Source organism: Endozoicomonas sp. ALC020 (genome assembly GCF_049275935.1).
Taxonomy (GTDB): Bacteria; Pseudomonadota; Gammaproteobacteria; order Pseudomonadales; family Endozoicomonadaceae; genus Endozoicomonas_A.
The window spans coordinates 6,258,985-6,275,772 of record NZ_CP184830.1 but is presented as its reverse complement, the minus strand read 5'-3'; the positions used below and the strand labels follow the sequence as shown (position 1 = coordinate 6,275,772).

The following is a 16,788-nucleotide window of genomic DNA, read 5'->3' as shown; positions in this document are numbered from 1 at the left end:
GCGTTAGGCGCAAATACAATATCGCAAACTTAAAAGGAAAATATGGAATTAGCAAGAAAACTGGAACTTCATTATTATTTCAATGATGAATCGCATTCAATGGATGCTTTTGTTCGTAATAAATGCGAGACAGAGATTCTTGCGGTAATAAAAGAAGTCGCTGAAACACTTGAAATAAAAATAAGAGTTGAATCAGAAGCTCATAAAGAAGGTGGTCTTCGGGACATATGGAAATTCATGGGAGCTAATAACGCACAAATTGCATTGGTTGTTTCTGTTGTGGCCTTGATTTTGTCACAGGTTCCAAAAATCGATTCTGAAACAGAAAAACTACAAAAAGAACTTTTGCAGCTTTCAGTTCAAGAGAAAAAGCTCCAAATTGAGAAGCTAAAACAAGAAATAAAAGAGAATGAATTATCTGGCAATGCAGTTGAAGCAGCAGCAAATATTACAAATAAAAGCTATAAGGTAATTGCTAGAAAATCAAACTTTTATAAGAAACTATCACATTATGATAAAGTTTCAAATCTTGGAGTTAGCTCCCTCGATTATGATGGTTTGAACGTAGGTTGTGAGGAAATAATTCCGAAAAGTAAGTTCAAGAGATTCATTCTAGCAAGTAATAATTTACCAACACATACTGACGAAAATGCATCGGTTGAAATTATTGCCCCAGTCCTGAAAGAAAGTAACGCTCATTGGAAAGGGCTTTACAAAGATGAGCCTATTAGCTTTTCCATGCAGGATAAAGAATTTAAAGAAGCTGTACTCAACAAATCTGTTAGTTTTCAGCATGGCTCCACCATAGTTTGTGTTCTCAAAATAAGAAGAAAGCTGGATGAAGCTGGTGAGGTAACAGTCACAGGTCACGCAGTAGATACAGTCTTAGAAAAGATTGAAAAAGGTGTCAGCAAGGAAACGACCCAAGGCAGGCAGTACAGATACGCAAGAAAAATGCAAGATAGTCAGCATGAGCTAAGTCTCGAACCCGAAGAAAGCGCCTAACGAATAAGGATAGATTGCGCGCAGCCGCAATCTTATCCGGTTGTTGAATAAGCCCGGATTTGACAGCCACTCGGAATCGTTTATGGGAAATAGCTTTTTCTCTGGCAGCCTTTATAGCTGATGCAGGTTGGTTTTGACTTTTGTTAAGCTGAGCGCGTCCCTGCCCCAGCTATTAATTGAGCATTGTCGTAAAATTATGTATTCAGATTGTGCTGGCTCTCCCCTGTTGAGTGAATTTAAGCCCTTTTTTATCGGTCAGGTTAAACCTGTGAACCGGAATGCTATGACTTTCATATCGCAGCCACAGGTTCTGCAGGCGTGTTTTGGTCGGATGATGGGTTCCAGAGGTTTCAGCATGACTTGCAAGATCAGCTGAATCAGGTTAAGTCTGCGTTTAGCCCGACAGTGCAGGAATCCGTAGTCACGGACTCGTCTCAACCCTTTGGGCAGAACATGCTGTAAAACCAGCCAGAGAAAGTCTTCTCCTTTTATGGTTCGCTGCTCTTTTGCACCGGTTTTGCTGTTCCGGTAGATGAAAGTCACTTGTCCGTCATCATGACCTGTAATCTGCCGGTCAGCGATAACGCCCCGGTAGAGATATCTGGACAAGTATTTCAAAGCAGGTTCGCCTTTTCCGACGTGCTGACAATTCACCACCCAGAGTTCGGGCAGCGATTTTTTAAGCGTTGGTGTCAGTAAACCCGCTTCATTCAGAGCTTTCAACAATCGTCCCCGGAAGACTCTGGCCAGGTTGTTACTGTTGAACAGGTATTTACCCTTGAGCTTTCGCCATTCACGACGGCGAGTATTAATACCACCACCTGGAACTACAAAGTGCACATGAGGGTGGTAATCAAGTCGACGACTGTGGGTATGTAATACGCCGGTCATTCCGAGCTGCCCGTCCAGACTTTTGTGGTTGTAGCCAAAGCTTTTCAGGGTTTCAGCTGCTTCCCTGAACAACAGGTCATAGACTTAGGGAAAAATCATGAAAGCCCCCGAAGCCACTGAGCTCAATGGCTATAAGGATATCCACCTATAGAGTAAAATACACATCCATTGTCTTATACAAAAAAGATTTGGATGTTCTGGAAATGAATGCATTTGATTTAATGAATAGGCTATCTGTCATTTATGACGCACGTCAGCAATGGAAAGTAGATCATAAACTTGCTGATATTCTGCTCTTAACCATCTGTGCTGTCATTGCAGGTTGTGAAGGTTGGGAAGAAATTGAAGACTTCGGCAATGAAAGACTGCAATGGTTAAAAAAGTATGGTGAATTTGGATACGGTATTCCTTCACATCATACAATTTCCAGAGTAGTTGCTGCTATTAACCCAAAGCAATTTCAGAAATGCTTTATTGAGTGGATGCAAGCCTGTCACCAGACAACCAATGGTGAGATCATTGCAATTGATGGAAAAACAGCAAGAGGCTCTTACGATAAAGGCAAGGACAAAGGTGCAATTCACATGGTGAGTGCATTTGCGACTGCAAACGAATTGGTTCTTGGCCAAATTAAAATTAATGATAAAAGTAACGAGATTACCGCCATACCTGAATTGCTTGATCTCCTGGAAATCCGTGGCTGCCTCATAACTATAGACGCCATGGGGTGTCAGAGGGATATTGCCAAGAAAATCGTTGATAAAGGCGCTGATTATTTGTTAGCGGTAAAAGGCAACCAGGGTAAGCTTTATGAAGCATTTGAGGAACATTTCTCTGTTGAAAAAGTGAATCAATGGAATGGTGATACTTTCAGAATCGAAGAGAAAAGCCATGGTAGAATGGAAACACGCCTTCACATAGTAAGTGATACCTTTGATGAGTTCGTTAATTTTTCTTTTGATTGGAAAGGAATGAAAACACTCGGGATTATTTTCTCTGCCAGAATGGAAGATAAAGTGTTCAATGCTGATGATATCAGTGTCCGTTATTATATCTCCTCTGCGAAGTTAACAGCAGAAGAATTTTCACATGCTGCAAGAGAGCATTGGGCGATCGAAAGTGTGCCGCAGGCACACAGGTTGGCAGCTTAAGGATGAACTGCTGAATTGTGGAAAGCTCACGGAGAGATGGTGGTAGACCCACCGGAGTCTGTTGTCGGAAACCGGCTCCAAACCGCCTCAAGCGGCTGTCATTAAGAGTGGTGGTCGTGAGCGTTTGAGGAAACGTCAGCCCTTTGAGGCTGGCCGGTGTGATATAGAGAGGCGAGTTAAAGCGAACCTATGTGGACGCGTCGTAATCCAGAGACTGGCATCAGAACCGAGGGCGTTTCGATACTTCGGGATAAGTCTGCAAGTGAACTCCGAATGCTGTGCAGGCGGTGTCCGGCGTATAGTAGGCGCGACTCTATATCGGGCTTTCCGTGGGAACTGCGGGAACCAGTCATCACGATGTTAAGGGAGAAATACAAATCACTGAATTGATGAGTATGAGAGTACCGATGCGTGATACTGGGGCGGAGCTGCTCGTAGTAGTGCAGAAGTACCTGTAATGAGTATGGAGCGAAGGGGCAGCGTCAGGCCGCTTTCAGCTAGTATTCAACTGCCAGTGGCAGGAGGAAATGCTGGGTGAAAGCAAAACCATTTACCATTAACAAATGGCAAGTGCTCCGGGCTTACGAGTTGGTGAAAGCCAATAAGGGAGCGCCGGGCGTTGATGAACAGTCGCTGGTTGATTATGAAGTCAATTTAAAGAGTAACCTGTACAAACTCTGGAACCGAATGTCCTCTGGCAGCTACTTTCCGACACCTGTGAAAGCTGTTGCTATCCCGAAGAAATCAGGAGGCGAGCGCATACTGGGTATTCCAACCGTTGAGGATCGTATTGCTCAAATGGTGGTAAAGATGGAATTTGAGCCTTTGGTGGAGCCGCACTTCCTGCCTGATTCTTACGGATACAGGCCTAACAAATCAGCATTGGATGCTGTGGGTGTCACACGAAAACGCTGCTGGCAACAAGACTGGGTGCTTGAGTTTGATATTAAAGGATTGTTCGACAATATTCCGCATCAGTTGTTGATGAAAGCAGTACGAAGGCATACCGATAACCCATGGGTGCTACTGTATATTGAGCGTTGGCTGACAGCGCCTTTACAGCAAAGGGATGGGCAGTTAATTGAGAGAATGCAGGGTACACCCCAGGGAGGGGTGATTTCGCCTGTCCTCAGTAACCTGTTTCTCCATTATGTCTTTGACAAATGGATGCAGAAATACTTCCCTAACACCTTGTGGTGCCGGTACGCCGATGATGGTGTGCCACGAGCACAGACTGCTGCGTAAGCAGCACTGATGCGCAACTGCACAGAAGATGAGGGTGGGCCCCTCGGAGCCGTCTTACAGGAGGAGGCTTCAAACCACCTTAAGCGGCGAAGGTAAAGAGCCTTGGTCGTGAGCGTTAAGGAAAAGGCAGGGCTTGATCCTGTCAGGTGTGTGTTAAGGAGATGAACGCAAGTGAACCTTTGATGACGCGTCGAAAGCGTAGGAACGATGTCAAAACCGGGAGGTAGTCGTTAGCCCGGGATAAGTCTGGAGGACACCTGTTTACTGTCCAGATGGCATCCGGCGTGGAGAAGGCATGAACTTAACACAGGCTTCTGTGTGGAACGTGGGAACCTGTCGCCTTGATGTTAAGGGAGCCACTCAAGCAGAGACCCTGCAAGAGTCTGAGTACCAATGCAAGGCACAGGGGCGGACGATCCCGTAGTAGTGATGAAGGCGCTGTAATGGCGTTGGAGCGAAGGGGATCGGTCATCCTGTTGAATTTAGAAGTCAACCACTGTGGCAGCTCGACGCTGTCGGTGGGAGGAATTTTTGGAAACAACAAAACCGTTTGAAATTTCCAAGCACGATGTTGTACGTGCATGGCAACTGGTCAAAGCCAATAAAGGCGCTCATGGCGTTGATGGTGAGACCATTGAACAATTTGAGTCTGACCTGAAGAACAATCTGTACAAGATCTGGAATCGGATGTCGTCTGGCAGCTACTTTCCGCCTGCTGTTAAAACGGTAGCGATACCGAAGAAAACAGGTGGGGAAAGAAAGTTGGGCATTCCAACGGTGTCAGATCGGGTTGCACAGATGGTTGTGAAGCTGCATTTTGAGCCATCGGTTGAGCCTTGGTTCCATCCAGACTCCTATGGCTACAGACCAAACAAATCAGCACATCAGGCGTTGGATATCACCCGTAAACGGTGCTGGCGTTATAACTGGGTGCTGGAGTTTGACATCAGAGGGTTGTTCGACAACATCGACCACGAACTGCTGATGAAAGCGGTTCGCAAGCATACGAATAATCGCTGGCTGATCCTCTACATTGAGCGCTGGTTAACAGCGCCGATTCAGCGGGAAGACGGCACAGTTATTATACGTGAGCGAGGTGTTCCACAGGGCGGTGTGATCAGCCCCGTACTCAGTAATCTGTTTATGCACTATGCCTTCGATAAGTGGATGGAAAGGAATTTTCCTGCGATTCCATTCTGCCGTTATGCTGACGATGGGCTTGCCCATTGTCGGCATGAGGTGGAAGCGAAGGCTTTAAAGGATGCTTTAGAGGCAAGGTTTCGTGAGTGCGGTCTGGAAATGCATCCGGACAAGACAAAGATTGTTTACTGTAAAGACGACGACCGGAGGGAGGAGCACCTTGTCACCAGTTTTGACTTTCTTGGCTATACATTTCGCCCAAGGAGGTCAAAGAACCGATGGGGCAAGCACTTCATTAACTTTACGCCAGCCATGAGTCCAAAAGCAGGAAAGGCCATCAGACAGGTAGTAAGAAGTTGGAAGCTGCATTTACGCAGTGACAAAGAGCTTCCTGATCTGGCTCGAATGTTCAGGGCTCAGATACAGGGCTGGATAAACTACTACGGTCGTTTCTACAAATCAGCCATGTACCCGACACTGCGTCAAATCAACCGCAAACTCAGTTTGTGGGCGACGAGGAAATACAAAAGGCTTAAAAGGCACCGGCGAAGGGCGGAACACAGACTTGGGGAAATCGCCAAGAAATTTCCAAATCTGTTCCCGCACTGGAAATTTGGTGTCAAGCCGTCGGTTGGATGATGGGAGCCGTATGAGCTGAGAGGTTCACGTACGGTTCTGAGAGAGCCTGTAGGGGAGGTTCCTATGGGCTACTTACCGATTGGTACATTGTTACAGTGAGGCTCAGGCTAAAAGCACTCTGGAGAAACTGAAAATACGTTTTCAAGAGTGCGGTCTTGAACTTCATCCACAGAAGACCAAGATCGTGTACTGCAAGGATGGTCAACGGAAAGGCCGGTATGAGAACACTGCCTTTGATTTTCTGGGTTACACTTTTAAACGGCGGCTCTGCAAGAACCGCAGGCATAATAGCCTCTTTGTGAGCTTCACTCCTGCAGTGAGCAAAGCCAATCAAAAAGCCATGCGACGTAAAATTCGCAAACTGCGAGTCAGGATGCGTACAGACCTGAATATTGCTCAAATAGCGGGATGGTTGAACCCGATGCTTTCCGGTTGGTTGGCATACTACGGGCGATACTATCGGTCTGCGTTATACAGTGTGTTCAGGCACCTCAACAAAGCACTGGTAAGATGGGCGAGGCGGAAATATAAACCTCTGCGTCGTCACAAGACTCGAGCTGCAAAACTTCTGGAAGAAATAGCGAAGCGGAGTCCTCGTTTGTTTGCCCATTGGCAGGCAGGAATGGTAGGTGCGTTTGCCTGATGGGAGCTGTATGAGCTGAGAGGTTCACGTACAGTTCTGCGAGAGACTGGCGGGGAGGTTCCGCCGGTCTACTCACCATAAACTCCATTGGAAAATGGATGTTGCAATGCGAGAAGATGATTGTCGAATCAGAAGGGGCAATGCCGCTGAAATGCTCACAGGTTTTCGACATATGGCAGTGAATATGTTGAACAATACCAAAACCTTTAAAGCAGGCTTAAAGCGTAAACAGAAAAAGGCAGCCATGAACACACAATACCTGTCTGAAGTCCTTGCTGGGTGTGGGGTTTCATGATTTTTCCCTATAATGGCCATACGGTTGAAATCAATGTCCTTAATACGCAGGCGAAGGCACTCCATTAGCCGCAACCCGGAACCATACATCAGTTGAACCGGTAACTTGTGTGTAGGGCTGATCACTGTGAAAATTGCATTCACTTCATGTCGTTCAAACACCACAGGAATCTTTGTGGCCTTTTTGGCTTTGACCAGATTGCTGACATCCCCCAAAGGTCTACCTAAAACTTGTTTGTATAAAAAACTTCAGAGCATTCAATGCCTGGTTTTGTGTTGAAGTCGCAACCCGACGCTGAACGGCAAGATAAGTCAAAAATTGTCTGACATGATCAGGCCCTAAATACTGAGGATGCTTCATGTGTTGATAACGAATGAAGTACTTGATCCAATAACAATAGGACTGTTCAGTTTTATAGCTATAGCGCTTCACTCTGAGGGTGTTGCGTACTTCAGTCATAAAAGGAGATGGCATGGTAAACTCAAAAGCTGTTTATTTGTACAGTATTATTGAAGAAAATACTAAAAATGCAAATAACTCACTTGCGGTCTATCTGGGGCGGTAGGTAAAATGGCTTATAGTCTGTTGATAATTAATGACTTTATGACAGGTTGGAAAGTCGGGATATATCTCAAGCGAGTTGATATTTCTTGATTTAGGGGGATATGCCGCGTGTGAGTGTAATATCTAATATCACTTGCTTGAGATCTAATAGCTGTTAGCAGCCTTAATTAATATCGAGTAAACATGAAGTTTCATTATGAATAATAAATTATACGACCTATATGAAAAGCACTGGTTCGAGCTTTTTGAAAACCTTGGGGACAAAAACGATTTTGTCAACCCATTCCTGATAAAAGTAGATCCTGAAAAAATCAAAAATAGTGACTTAAAAGTCATGATTATTGGCCAAGAGACTAAAGGGTGGGATGAAGAAAATGGGGTTCACAAATCAATAGATAAAGGTATTGATCTATATGATAGGTTCTTTATCAAGGAAAAATTCTATGATGGATATGGAAGAAGCGCCTTTTGGAAAGGGTTCAGATTCATACAAAAGGAATTTAAAACTGCCTTCCCGAACAAAAATATTTCATTCATATGGAATAATATTTCCAAGATAGGTAGAGCCGGAACAACGGGTGTCACATCTAGACTAAGAGACATCGAGAGAAAACATTTTCCCGTAGTTCAAGAAGAGTTAAATATCATTAAACCGGATATAGTTTTATTCCTAACTGGTCCAAATCGAGATGGTGATATTAAGTTCCATTTTCCGGACGCAAAAATTGCCGCAGCTGACAGCACCTTCTCTGTTAGAGCACTTGCACGAGTTCAGTCTGAATACCTTCCTAAAATTTCCATAAGAACTTATCACCCATCATACTACAAAGGTTTCAATAATAACCTGAAGCGCCGGGTTTCCCAGCTGCTAACAAGTGCATCGTAAGGACGCCTTCGGCGCCCCACATGCAAGCGTTAGGCTTCATCAAGTCTTGGAAGTGTTTTTAAGTGTTCTGCTACTTCTTGCAGATGATAGTCTCTGTATCCTTCCCATCGTTTTTGACTATCTTGCATAGAGAAAGTAGGTGAATTGCCAATGCTTAATCCAGCTTTAAACGCTCTCTCGACAGCAACGCCCAAAATAAGTTCTGTCTCAGTTTTAGCCTTCGTTATCTGACTGAGTTCAAGAAATAATTTGTCGATTGTTTCTGTTTCCATTTTTTCACCTGTGGTTTTCCAGTTTTAGCCTAACAACACGCTCGGCTGGGACGCACATACTGTGCGCCCGTCAGTTTTGCGGTTAACTGGCAAAGGAGAGTTCATGCCATATGATCTAAAAAAAAGACTCGTTGTAGGTTTAGCATCGAGCGCATTATTTGACCTTACGGAGTCTGATGAAGTGTTTAGGTCAAAAGGCGAACAAGAATACAGAAAATACCAAAGAGATAACCAAGATAAAGCTCTTGCAAAAGGTGTTGCCTTTCCTTTTATAAGGCGCCTCTTAAGCTTGAATAAACTGAATCCTCAAGATCCACCAGTTGAAGTGATCCTTTTATCAAGAAATGATCCTGATACTGGAATGAGAGTTATGAATTCAATAGAGCACTATAAGCTTGGAATCACCAGGTCAGTATTTTTACAAGGGCAATCACCATATCAATATATTCCAGCCTTCGATATAGAGCTCTTTTTATCTGCTAATCCGAATGATGTAAAACAAGCAGTATTGGCAGGCTATCCAGCTGGGCAAATTTTAAAAGGTGATATTGTTGATGATCTCAAAGATACAGAACTCCGTATAGCATTTGACTTTGATGGTGTTATCGCAGATGACGAAGCAGAAGAAGTCTATAAAACTACGGGAAAACTATCTGAATTCCATTCTCACGAAGAATCTAAAGAAGATGTTCCGCACAACCCTGGCCCTCTAAAAGACTTTCTACAACGAATATCAAATATTCAAAAATTAGAGCTTGATAAAGCTGAGCAAGATTCAAATTATGAGCCAGTTTTAAAAATATCTATTGTAACAGCAAGAAATGCCCCATCTCATAAGCGCGTTATCAACACCATGAGGTCATGGAACATAATGGTAAATGAAGCATTCTTCATGGGTGGTGTAGAAAAATCAAGAGTACTTGAGATCATGCGCCCACATATGTTCTTTGATGACCAAAAATTACATCTTGAAGCGTCGTCATCTGTATTACCTTCAGTTCATATACCATTTGGGGTAGCAAACGAATAATTTGCCAGTTAACAAAGCATTCCAGGTGACGCCTACGGCGCACCTAAATGCGGCGTTAGGCCTCTACAGTAAGTCGAAGTAGTTTTAATAAAAATACTTTCCATGTTAAAATCGAACGATTTAATTCAGAAGGAACAGAAAATTGTGTGAAAGTAAGCATGAAAGTCTGAAAAAAGGTAATAGAGAGGTTATTACAGATTTCTATGTTTCGACTGACATTACTTCTGAAGAACAAGCATTTAAGTACCATGTTTTTGTAAGGTTGAATGCTAAGAAAATCACATTCAAAAATGTATCATTCATGCATTGCATTTTTGAGCATTGTTATCTAAATAATTGTGTATTTGATTCTTGTGATTTTACAGGGTGTAAGTTTATAGCGTCAAACTTTCATCAGTCAGCTTTTAGTGGGTGCTCCTTTAAGTATGCAACCTTTGAAAGAACTCATCTTGATGATGATATTTTGTTAAGTGAAGCGCCTCAAGAAGAAAACTTGAAAATGCATTTTGCTCGTTCTTTAAGAATGAACTATCAACAAATTGGTGATGCCAAAGCTGTCAATAAGGCGATAAATGTTGAACTCGAAGCAACATCTATTTATTTGAAGAAGTCTTGGCAATCAAAAGAGACTTATTACACGAAAAAATATCCAGGGATCAAAAATAATCTGATTCAGTTTATTAAGTGGTCAGAGTTTTCTATTCTTAACTTTATCTGGGGGAATGGTGAAAGTGTCATCAAATTTATAAGATTTTTAGCCCTGATTATCCTTTCAATTGGCATCTATGATGCAGTCAATAGTTCTAATCCACATAATTTAAAAGAGTATTGGAGCAGTTTTCTGAATGCGCCTTCTATATTTTTAGGTGTTTCGTTACCTGAAAACTATTCAAATGGTGTTTTGACACTCATAGCAGGAGCAAAATTGATTTCATTTGCCCTGTTAACAACACTATTGATAAAGCGGTTCAGTAGAAGATGAGAGAGCATATATACGCTTTTGGCTCAATTTGCAGGGGCGAGTTTGATTCTGCATCTGATGTGGATCTTCTTGCATGTTTGAGCAAACCAAAAGCAGAGATAGATCCCAAAAAATTCTCAATATACACACATGAGAGAATTGAGGAACTCTGGGCAGATGGCAATCCTTTTGCATGGCATTTACACCTTGAATCAAAGCTGCTGTATAGTTCTGACGGTGAAGACTTTATTTTAAATCTTGGTGAACCATCTGAGTATGTAAATGCACCAGTAGATTGCCTAAAGTTTAAAAAACTTTTTTTAGAATCATATGACTCGTTAGTGAGTTCAAGTGACAGTGCTGTTTTTCATTTATCTTGCATGTTTCTTGCAACTAGAAATTTTGCTACATGTTATTCACTTTCAAAAAATAGCCCTGTTTTTTCAAGGAACTCTCCTCTCTTAATAAGTGAGCCTCTTTCGATAGAAGAAAGTACATTTGAACTCTTCTCAAGAGCGCGAATATTATCTACAAGAGGGTATGGAGAAATCTTGTCAAATGATGAAATAAATTTAGCTAAATCTTCTTCCCAAGTTATTATTAACTGGATGGATAGACTGTTTTCTGAGGGTAACTAATATGAGTGAGTTCAATAACCGTATAGCTGCACAGAGAGAAGTTCTATCAACAGTTAATCGAATTAACTGGAGCGAAGAACTATTTGGGTTGTCAAGTGGAGCTATAGATAGATGGATCAGCAAAAATAAAATAGAAGCAAATGTAAATTTGGTATCTCTTATCAACTTAGTTGCAAGTAAGTTATTTTTTCTCTCCAATAAAAGCCAAGAACAAATTACAGAAGATTATCAAAAACTTTCTTCTGATGTATCGGATATAACAAGACAAATAAGAGAAGAAATTTACAGAAACTACCAAGCCCGAATCAGGCACGAGGCCTAACAAAGCAATCAAGTTCGTCCCGGCCTTCGGCCTCCACCTGACCTCGCCTGCGGCTCAGCGGCTTATTGCGGCGTTATGCCTCAAATCACAAAAACAAATAAGCATGTCTCGACGTGAGGATGTAGATCAGCTGATCTAGCTCGCTAAGCAAAATCGTAGCTATTGCTAACCCCAGAGCCGAAGCAGAAAGAGTTAGATTTAAAATCATTTTTAGATCTTTTTCTATCATTAAAAGTACATCTGAAATTTCGATTGAAAGCGAACTCATTTTTACAATGTAATTAATATTTTCTCCTATAAGAATTGTTGCTTTTCTAATTAACTCAGGTGAATTTGCTACTGTAACACCTGCTAAATATCCAATAGATCCACCGAGGGCGGCTAATAAAGCATTTGCTGTTGTAATTGTGTTGTAATAACTATCACTTCGATTTATTAAAGTGGGCAAAAATAAGCAGGCGAAAGCAAGACCTACGTACTGCTTATAATCAGTTAGTTTTGATGTGAAGTTCTCAATCACTCCAATATCATAAAATTCATTGTTAGCAGAGACGTTAATAGAATTTATAGTTATCAGAATACTGAATAAATAAATCTTTAGCTGTGTCTTCATACCAACTTTCAACCTTCGAAAATATATCGAAGTATAGGCATAACAAAAATTTCCAGGGGACTGCGCCTACGGCGCATGCCCAGAACATGTTTCCAGAAAAACTGCAGGCCATTACGATCGGTTTTGACTGTGCTCCAGGAGTGGCTTTCCACCAGGGCGGCAAAATAGGTTTTTAAATCCTCAGGGCTGAGTCTGTCAGGACAACGATCAAAGAAGGTTGCCAGCCGCCGAATTGGCCTGCTGTATAGATCAATGGTTGATTTTCTTTTGCCCTGAAGCTTCAGGGTGGTGATGTGTTTTTGATACAGTTTGTCAAACCGGATTTGCTCAGAACGTTCCATGCTGCTTCCTTATATAAGCCGCGCCGGAGTGGTACGGATATCAGGAAGTATTGGCAATGTTGGGGTGGCTGGGATGAACGGTATTTTTTTGCCGCGTTAGCGGCTATTGGTAATGTTTTAAGCTGCCCTCAAAAAATCGTTTCATTGTATACCCTTCTGGAGGAGACACTTGATTCTCGCCTTGTGGGTATATATTAATAATCAAGTCTGTTTCATTAGCAGATTCTGTAAATACCAAATCATCTGTTAAATAGTTCTCAGTATTAGCAGTTAATTGTAATAAAGGAATTTGTATTGCTTGGCTGCCTGCGAGCCCTGTCAAAATATTCTGATCAAGATAATTCAAAAAATCACTCGAGAAAAATAATATAAGTGGATGAACTCCTGGGATTTGACAGCCAGATTGATAAAGCAGGTTGTCTTGATTTAGATGAGAAAAAACCACTTGCCAATCCATCATGTCAATAGCTGGCGTTCTTAACAATAAACTAGGTGCGTTAGCGAATGATAAAGTAAAATTCTTAGAATATTCGCGTTCAGCAGTCATACTCATAATTCCTGTCCTGTACAAAGAACGCGAAAAATTCTCTAGAGCTGTAAAGAAGGAATGTGTCCCCAGCCTGCCCCTTACTGTATCTGATAGTAATGATCTGACAATAATTTTATCGGGGACTATATTTCTAGTCCTAGATGCTTGATGATTATATTTGGCTGTGATTTCAAGTACTGGTATTTTGTCAGATTTAATGATTATTCTTTCAAATGCTGCTTCAGGTTTTAGTACAATAAAAAGCAGTAAGGTTAATGTGCAAAGCCTAAAATATTTCATTTCGTTTTGAAAACGCCATAACAAGAAGTAGGTTTTAATATAGTTCATACTTAAATAGCTGCCATATTAGTTATAAAGTAATTCTCGTTCAGAATAACCGCCGCATAACGAATAAGGACAGATTGCGCCCATATTCGCTACTCCTGAAATAATGTTGAAGTGGTTGTAGTATTCCACAGCTCTAACACTTTACACGCCTTGAGACGTGTAAATGTTAATTTTTACTAACTGTGTAGGCTCAGGCAGACAGTGAACTGAATATTCCTTTAAGTATTATATTAAACGAATTTCAAAGGCGAAGTTTGCGAACAGCATCGATCATGTTTATATCTTGAACAAGTAAACGACAGTGGAAGTCAGGGGTGCCAAGGGATTTAGTTCTGCTTTTTTTATACTCTCGCAAACATTTTTAGCTATGAATTTATGTAATCAGTTATATACCTTTACAAGCTCTGGTACTAAAGGGGAATATTTTTTCCTTGCCAACTTACACGACCCTAGATCGTATAAGTAGCGGGATCTGCTGGTAGTATTCACGTACTCAGAGTGTAAGTATTGGCATGAAGTGATAGCTTCGTTTATCTTATGCCTAAACTCAGAGTTCAATTCGTAGTAGATAAGCTTATGAAAACCGCTCGGGTATTTGCTTTACTTGCCAGCTTATCGACTGCTACAGACAGTTTCGCTGTACAGTTTCAAGATGAGGAGCAGACAATAAGTTGGGCGAAAACCCTATCAATTTGGGGACTCTATACTGGCATATTTTGTCACTGTTATCTTGCTACAGACGGGCTCGATGAACAACATAGAGGAATAAATATTGGTTTTCTCTACACTCCTGTAACTCTTGGAACAATTGGCTACAACATCGGGTGTCTAATAGACTACCTTGCTGAATAGAGAGTAATAAAAAAACGGTAATCTTCACAAAGAACAATGAACGACAAGCAAGCATGTTGGAAAAGAAGCGATTCTAAAGCAAAGTACTTCCTAACTGGTTAACGCAGATAACGAATAAGGATAGATTGTGCCCAGCCGCAATCTTATCCTGTTGTTGCACAAGCCCGGGTTGAATTCTGGTAAGGAAGGTCTACTGAAGTTTACTTTTCTGGCGGACCTTGAATCAAAACGTTTTTTCTGAACGCTATTTATTCAGGATGAGTGTCTCCAGACCACTGCATTACGGTAGTCTTGGATATGTCGGATCTGGGAAGTCTTCTCCTGTGTCAACAGAATGGTGTAATCGGGCAGTTTCCGTGCAGTGTTGAGCAGTCGTTCTACCTCTGCAGGCGTCAGGATAACAGGCAGTCGCTTGACGGTCGGTGGTTTGATGATTTCAACAAAGTCCCAGTGTTTGCCCAGAACATGTTTCCAGAAAAACTGCAGGCCATTACGATCGGTTTTGACCGTGCTCCATGAATGGCTTTCCACCAGGGCGGCAAAACAGGTTTTTAAATCCTCAGGGCTGAGTCTGTCAGGACAACGATCAAAGAAGGTTGCCAGCCGCCGAATTGGCCTGCTGTATAGATCAATGGTTGATTTTCTTTTGCCCTGAAGCTTCAGGGTGGTGATGTGTTTTTGATACAGTTTGTCAAACCGGATTTGCTCAGAACGTTCCATGTTGCTTCCTTATATAAGCCTCGCCGGAGTGGTGCGGATATCAGGAAGTATTGGCAATGTTGGGGTGGCTGGGATGAACGGTATTTTTTTGCCGCGTTAGCGGCTTGGTTCAACAAGAGCATCCATCGGCGCCAGCGGCACAGCCCCTGATTTTAGCGTTATGTGCTTCTGGTAAACCTATAGCTGATCAAAATATTTCAGTGGGTTATAATCAGTTGAGCTATTGAACTCAGGATTAATAAATGCCTACTATATCAATGTTTTATGGTCTGATTGTTCGAATGTATTACTTCGATAATCAGAAACACAATATGCCTCACATTCATGTTTTTTATCATGAATTTTGAGGCAATTATCGAAATTCCTACAGGCAAAATACTTGAAGGAAATCTCCCTAAGAACAAGCAAAAACTTGTTGATGCCTGGATAGAAATTCATAAAGAAAGTCTCATGGCTAACTGGGATTTAGCAATAAATGGAGACTCAGTATTCAAAATTGATCCCTTAAAATAGGTGTAAATATGAATCCTGCGGTGAAATCAGTACAAGCTTTAGAGAATTACAAACTCCATATTGAGTTTGAGAATGATGAAGTCAAAGAGTTTGACGTTTCTCCATACTTGGAAAAAGGTATTTTTGTAGAACTTAAAGATATTAATTACTTTAAGCAGGTAAGAGTTTCATTTGGTTCTATAGAATGGCCCAATGAGCAAGACTTCAGCAAAGATACTCTGTATCTTCTTAGCGTAACAATTCAGCCTTCCTCTCAAAGGCATTAATCGGCCACGCACATAACGAATAAGGATAGATTGCGCTCAGCCGCAATCTTATCCTGTTGTTGCACAAGCCCGGGTTGAATTCTGGTAAGGAAGGTCTACTGAAGTTTACTTTTCTGGCGGACCTTGAATCAAAACGTTTTTTCTGAACGCTATTTATTCAGGATGAGTGTCTCTAGACCACTGCATTACGGAAGTCTTGGATATGTCGGATCTGGGAAGTCTTCTCCTGTGTCAACAGAATGGTGTAATAGCGAAGTTTCCGTGCAGTATTGAGCAGTCGTTCTACCTCTGCAGGCGTCAGGATAACAGGCAGTCGCTTGACGGTCGGTGGTTTGATGATTTCAACAAAGTCCCAGTGTTTGCCCAGAACATGTTTCCAGAAAAACTGCAGGCCATTACGATCGGTTTTGACCGTGCTCCAATGGCTTTCCACCAGGGCGGCAAAACAGGTTTTTAAATCCTCAGGGCTGAGTCTGTCAGGACAACGATCAAAGAAGGTTGCCATCTGCTAACTATATTCGAGACACCCACGGGTATTGTCAGCTTCGCCAGTAAAACTCGTGGTGAAATACACCAAAGGTTCGATCAGCAAGAGAAACGTTTTGACTGTCAAGAAAGAGAGATTGCTGCACTGAAAGCAGACAGTGTAAGTACTCAGCCATACGGAATCGAATATTTCTGGCTTATTTGGCAGGTGCTCTGCAAGACGCGACGACGGGAACATAGCAAGCTATGTGACCAGAATTGCAACGCAGTCAGAGTGCCTGAACAATAAGTCAGAAAATATGATTTCGTATGGTTGAGTACTTAGTGTTGAAAGCTGACAATGCGGAAATCAAAGAAGCCTTAAAGATCATTCTGTCCAGGGTTCCTGGGTAACCGCCGCATAACAGGCAAGTGAACGAGATAAGCTCGTTAAGCAAG

The 16,788-nt window shown here is 42.0% G+C and carries 20 protein-coding genes and 3 pseudogenes; 15 read left to right on the top strand and 8 right to left on the bottom strand.

Features of this window, described 5'->3' with window-relative positions:
• The first annotated feature begins 42 nt into the window (after window positions 1-42).
• A complete protein-coding gene (locus tag ACOJUO_RS23370; protein ID WP_422138334.1) occupies window positions 43-1,005 on the top strand; it encodes a hypothetical protein in 963 nt (320 codons plus the stop codon).
• Between the two features lie 255 nt (window positions 1,006-1,260).
• Here ACOJUO_RS23370 and ACOJUO_RS23365 read toward each other — a convergent pair.
• Window positions 1,261-1,980: pseudogene (locus tag ACOJUO_RS23365) on the bottom strand (IS91 family transposase); the annotation flags it as partial.
• A gap of 119 nt (window positions 1,981-2,099) precedes the next feature.
• Here ACOJUO_RS23365 and ACOJUO_RS23360 point away from each other — a divergent pair.
• The 6 genes and pseudogenes from ACOJUO_RS23360 to ACOJUO_RS23335 all read left to right on the top strand — a co-directional run.
• A pseudogene (locus tag ACOJUO_RS23360) lies at window positions 2,100-3,014 on the top strand (ISAs1 family transposase); the annotation flags it as partial.
• A 567-nt stretch (window positions 3,015-3,581) separates the two neighbouring features.
• Entirely contained in the window at window positions 3,582-4,292 is a 711-nt protein-coding gene (gene ltrA / locus ACOJUO_RS23355) for a group II intron reverse transcriptase/maturase (RefSeq protein ID WP_422138333.1), read from the top strand.
• A gap of 295 nt (window positions 4,293-4,587) precedes the next feature.
• Window positions 4,588-4,716: a hypothetical protein gene (locus ACOJUO_RS23350; RefSeq protein WP_262599910.1), complete on the top strand. Its 129-nt coding sequence runs from the start codon at window positions 4,588-4,590 to the stop codon at window positions 4,714-4,716.
• 107 nt (window positions 4,717-4,823) lie between these two features.
• The gene (gene ltrA / locus ACOJUO_RS23345) at window positions 4,824-6,071 is read left to right on the top strand and encodes a group II intron reverse transcriptase/maturase (protein ID WP_422137883.1); all 1,248 of its coding nucleotides are present in this window, start codon (window positions 4,824-4,826) and stop codon (window positions 6,069-6,071) included.
• A gap of 79 nt (window positions 6,072-6,150) precedes the next feature.
• Window positions 6,151-6,714 (top strand): group II intron maturase-specific domain-containing protein, encoded by a 564-nt coding sequence (locus ACOJUO_RS23340; RefSeq protein ID WP_422138332.1) that lies wholly within the window; start codon window positions 6,151-6,153, stop codon window positions 6,712-6,714.
• A 76-nt stretch (window positions 6,715-6,790) separates the two neighbouring features.
• Window positions 6,791-7,009, top strand: a pseudogene (locus ACOJUO_RS23335) (transposase); the annotation flags it as partial.
• A gap of 219 nt (window positions 7,010-7,228) precedes the next feature.
• Here ACOJUO_RS23335 and ACOJUO_RS23330 read toward each other — a convergent pair.
• A complete protein-coding gene (locus ACOJUO_RS23330; protein ID WP_422140095.1) occupies window positions 7,229-7,468 on the bottom strand; it encodes a site-specific integrase in 240 nt (79 codons plus the stop codon).
• Window positions 7,469-7,769: 301 nt separating this feature from the next.
• On the opposite strand from ACOJUO_RS23330, the gene ACOJUO_RS23325 reads away from it, so the two are divergent.
• Window positions 7,770-8,459 (top strand): hypothetical protein, encoded by a 690-nt coding sequence (locus ACOJUO_RS23325; RefSeq protein ID WP_422138331.1) that lies wholly within the window; start codon window positions 7,770-7,772, stop codon window positions 8,457-8,459.
• A 29-nt stretch (window positions 8,460-8,488) separates the two neighbouring features.
• Here the strand turns inward: ACOJUO_RS23325 and ACOJUO_RS23320 are convergent, their stop codons facing one another.
• The gene (locus tag ACOJUO_RS23320; protein ID WP_422138330.1) at window positions 8,489-8,731 is read right to left on the bottom strand and encodes a hypothetical protein; all 243 of its coding nucleotides are present in this window, start codon (window positions 8,729-8,731) and stop codon (window positions 8,489-8,491) included.
• Window positions 8,732-8,834: 103 nt separating this feature from the next.
• Between ACOJUO_RS23320 and ACOJUO_RS23315 the strand changes: the two genes are divergently transcribed.
• The 4 genes from ACOJUO_RS23315 (at window position 8,835) to ACOJUO_RS23300 (ending at window position 11,682) form a co-directional block, all read left to right on the top strand.
• Entirely contained in the window at window positions 8,835-9,761 is a 927-nt protein-coding gene (locus ACOJUO_RS23315) for a 5'-nucleotidase (protein ID WP_422138329.1), read from the top strand.
• A gap of 142 nt (window positions 9,762-9,903) precedes the next feature.
• Window positions 9,904-10,743: a pentapeptide repeat-containing protein gene (locus ACOJUO_RS23310; RefSeq protein ID WP_422138328.1), complete on the top strand. Its 840-nt coding sequence runs from the start codon at window positions 9,904-9,906 to the stop codon at window positions 10,741-10,743.
• Complete coding sequence (locus ACOJUO_RS23305) at window positions 10,740-11,360, top strand: nucleotidyltransferase domain-containing protein (protein ID WP_422138327.1); 621 nt, start codon at window positions 10,740-10,742, stop codon at window positions 11,358-11,360. The genes ACOJUO_RS23310 and ACOJUO_RS23305 overlap by 4 nt, the downstream gene beginning before the upstream one ends.
• Window position 11,361: 1 nt before the next feature.
• Window positions 11,362-11,682, top strand: coding sequence for a hypothetical protein (locus ACOJUO_RS23300; RefSeq protein WP_422138326.1), 321 nt, complete (start codon window positions 11,362-11,364; stop codon window positions 11,680-11,682).
• An 85-nt stretch (window positions 11,683-11,767) separates the two neighbouring features.
• Here the strand turns inward: ACOJUO_RS23300 and ACOJUO_RS23295 are convergent, their stop codons facing one another.
• From ACOJUO_RS23295 to ACOJUO_RS23280, 4 genes are all read right to left on the bottom strand, one after another.
• Window positions 11,768-12,295: a hypothetical protein gene (locus tag ACOJUO_RS23295; protein WP_422134271.1), complete on the bottom strand. Its 528-nt coding sequence runs from the start codon at window positions 12,293-12,295 to the stop codon at window positions 11,768-11,770.
• 8 nt (window positions 12,296-12,303) lie between these two features.
• Window positions 12,304-12,636: a site-specific integrase gene (locus tag ACOJUO_RS23290; protein ID WP_422138325.1), complete on the bottom strand. Its 333-nt coding sequence runs from the start codon at window positions 12,634-12,636 to the stop codon at window positions 12,304-12,306.
• A 103-nt stretch (window positions 12,637-12,739) separates the two neighbouring features.
• Window positions 12,740-13,513, bottom strand: coding sequence for a hypothetical protein (locus tag ACOJUO_RS23285; protein WP_422134269.1), 774 nt, complete (start codon window positions 13,511-13,513; stop codon window positions 12,740-12,742).
• 1,104 nt (window positions 13,514-14,617) lie between these two features.
• Entirely contained in the window at window positions 14,618-15,085 is a 468-nt protein-coding gene (locus ACOJUO_RS23280; protein WP_422138324.1) for a site-specific integrase, read from the bottom strand.
• A gap of 242 nt (window positions 15,086-15,327) precedes the next feature.
• Between ACOJUO_RS23280 and ACOJUO_RS23275 the strand changes: the two genes are divergently transcribed.
• Genes ACOJUO_RS23275 through ACOJUO_RS23265 form a run of 3 tightly spaced genes read left to right on the top strand, consistent with a single transcriptional unit; the run spans window position 15,328 to window position 15,864 of the window.
• Window positions 15,328-15,432 carry a DUF4160 domain-containing protein gene (locus ACOJUO_RS23275; RefSeq protein ID WP_422138323.1) on the top strand — a complete coding sequence of 35 codons (105 nt, stop codon included), beginning with the start codon at window positions 15,328-15,330 and terminating at the stop codon, window positions 15,430-15,432.
• Window positions 15,422-15,598 (top strand): DUF4160 domain-containing protein, encoded by a 177-nt coding sequence (locus tag ACOJUO_RS23270; protein ID WP_422138322.1) that lies wholly within the window; start codon window positions 15,422-15,424, stop codon window positions 15,596-15,598. Before ACOJUO_RS23275 ends, ACOJUO_RS23270 begins: the two co-directional genes overlap by 11 nt.
• Window positions 15,599-15,606: 8 nt before the next feature.
• Window positions 15,607-15,864: a DUF2442 domain-containing protein gene (locus tag ACOJUO_RS23265; protein ID WP_422134266.1), complete on the top strand. Its 258-nt coding sequence runs from the start codon at window positions 15,607-15,609 to the stop codon at window positions 15,862-15,864.
• A gap of 172 nt (window positions 15,865-16,036) precedes the next feature.
• On the opposite strand, the gene ACOJUO_RS23260 is transcribed toward ACOJUO_RS23265, so the two are convergent.
• Window positions 16,037-16,369, bottom strand: a complete 333-nt coding sequence (locus ACOJUO_RS23260; protein WP_422134265.1) for a phage integrase N-terminal SAM-like domain-containing protein — start codon at window positions 16,367-16,369, stop codon at window positions 16,037-16,039.
• Window positions 16,370-16,788 lie beyond the last annotated feature (419 nt).

Coding starts and splice junctions, on each gene's coding strand:
- ACOJUO_RS23370 (WP_422138334.1), top strand. CDS start 43: ATGGAATTAGCAAGAAAACTGGAACTTCATTATTATTTCAATGATGAA.
- ACOJUO_RS23350 (WP_262599910.1), top strand. CDS start 4,588: ATGAACTTAACACAGGCTTCTGTGTGGAACGTGGGAACCTGTCGCCTT.
- ACOJUO_RS23330 (WP_422140095.1), bottom strand. CDS start 7,468: ATGACTGAAGTACGCAACACCCTCAGAGTGAAGCGCTATAGCTATAAA.
- ACOJUO_RS23325 (WP_422138331.1), top strand. CDS start 7,770: ATGAATAATAAATTATACGACCTATATGAAAAGCACTGGTTCGAGCTT.
- ACOJUO_RS23320 (WP_422138330.1), bottom strand. CDS start 8,731: ATGGAAACAGAAACAATCGACAAATTATTTCTTGAACTCAGTCAGATA.
- ACOJUO_RS23315 (WP_422138329.1), top strand. CDS start 8,835: ATGCCATATGATCTAAAAAAAAGACTCGTTGTAGGTTTAGCATCGAGC.
- ACOJUO_RS23305 (WP_422138327.1), top strand. CDS start 10,740: ATGAGAGAGCATATATACGCTTTTGGCTCAATTTGCAGGGGCGAGTTT.
- ACOJUO_RS23300 (WP_422138326.1), top strand. CDS start 11,362: ATGAGTGAGTTCAATAACCGTATAGCTGCACAGAGAGAAGTTCTATCA.
- ACOJUO_RS23295 (WP_422134271.1), bottom strand. CDS start 12,295: ATGAAGACACAGCTAAAGATTTATTTATTCAGTATTCTGATAACTATA.
- ACOJUO_RS23290 (WP_422138325.1), bottom strand. CDS start 12,636: ATGGAACGTTCTGAGCAAATCCGGTTTGACAAACTGTATCAAAAACAC.
- ACOJUO_RS23285 (WP_422134269.1), bottom strand. CDS start 13,513: ATGAACTATATTAAAACCTACTTCTTGTTATGGCGTTTTCAAAACGAA.
- ACOJUO_RS23280 (WP_422138324.1), bottom strand. CDS start 15,085: ATGGAACGTTCTGAGCAAATCCGGTTTGACAAACTGTATCAAAAACAC.
- ACOJUO_RS23275 (WP_422138323.1), top strand. CDS start 15,328: ATGCCTACTATATCAATGTTTTATGGTCTGATTGTTCGAATGTATTAC.
- ACOJUO_RS23270 (WP_422138322.1), top strand. CDS start 15,422: ATGAATTTTGAGGCAATTATCGAAATTCCTACAGGCAAAATACTTGAA.
- ACOJUO_RS23265 (WP_422134266.1), top strand. CDS start 15,607: ATGAATCCTGCGGTGAAATCAGTACAAGCTTTAGAGAATTACAAACTC.
- ACOJUO_RS23260 (WP_422134265.1), bottom strand. CDS start 16,369: ATGGCAACCTTCTTTGATCGTTGTCCTGACAGACTCAGCCCTGAGGAT.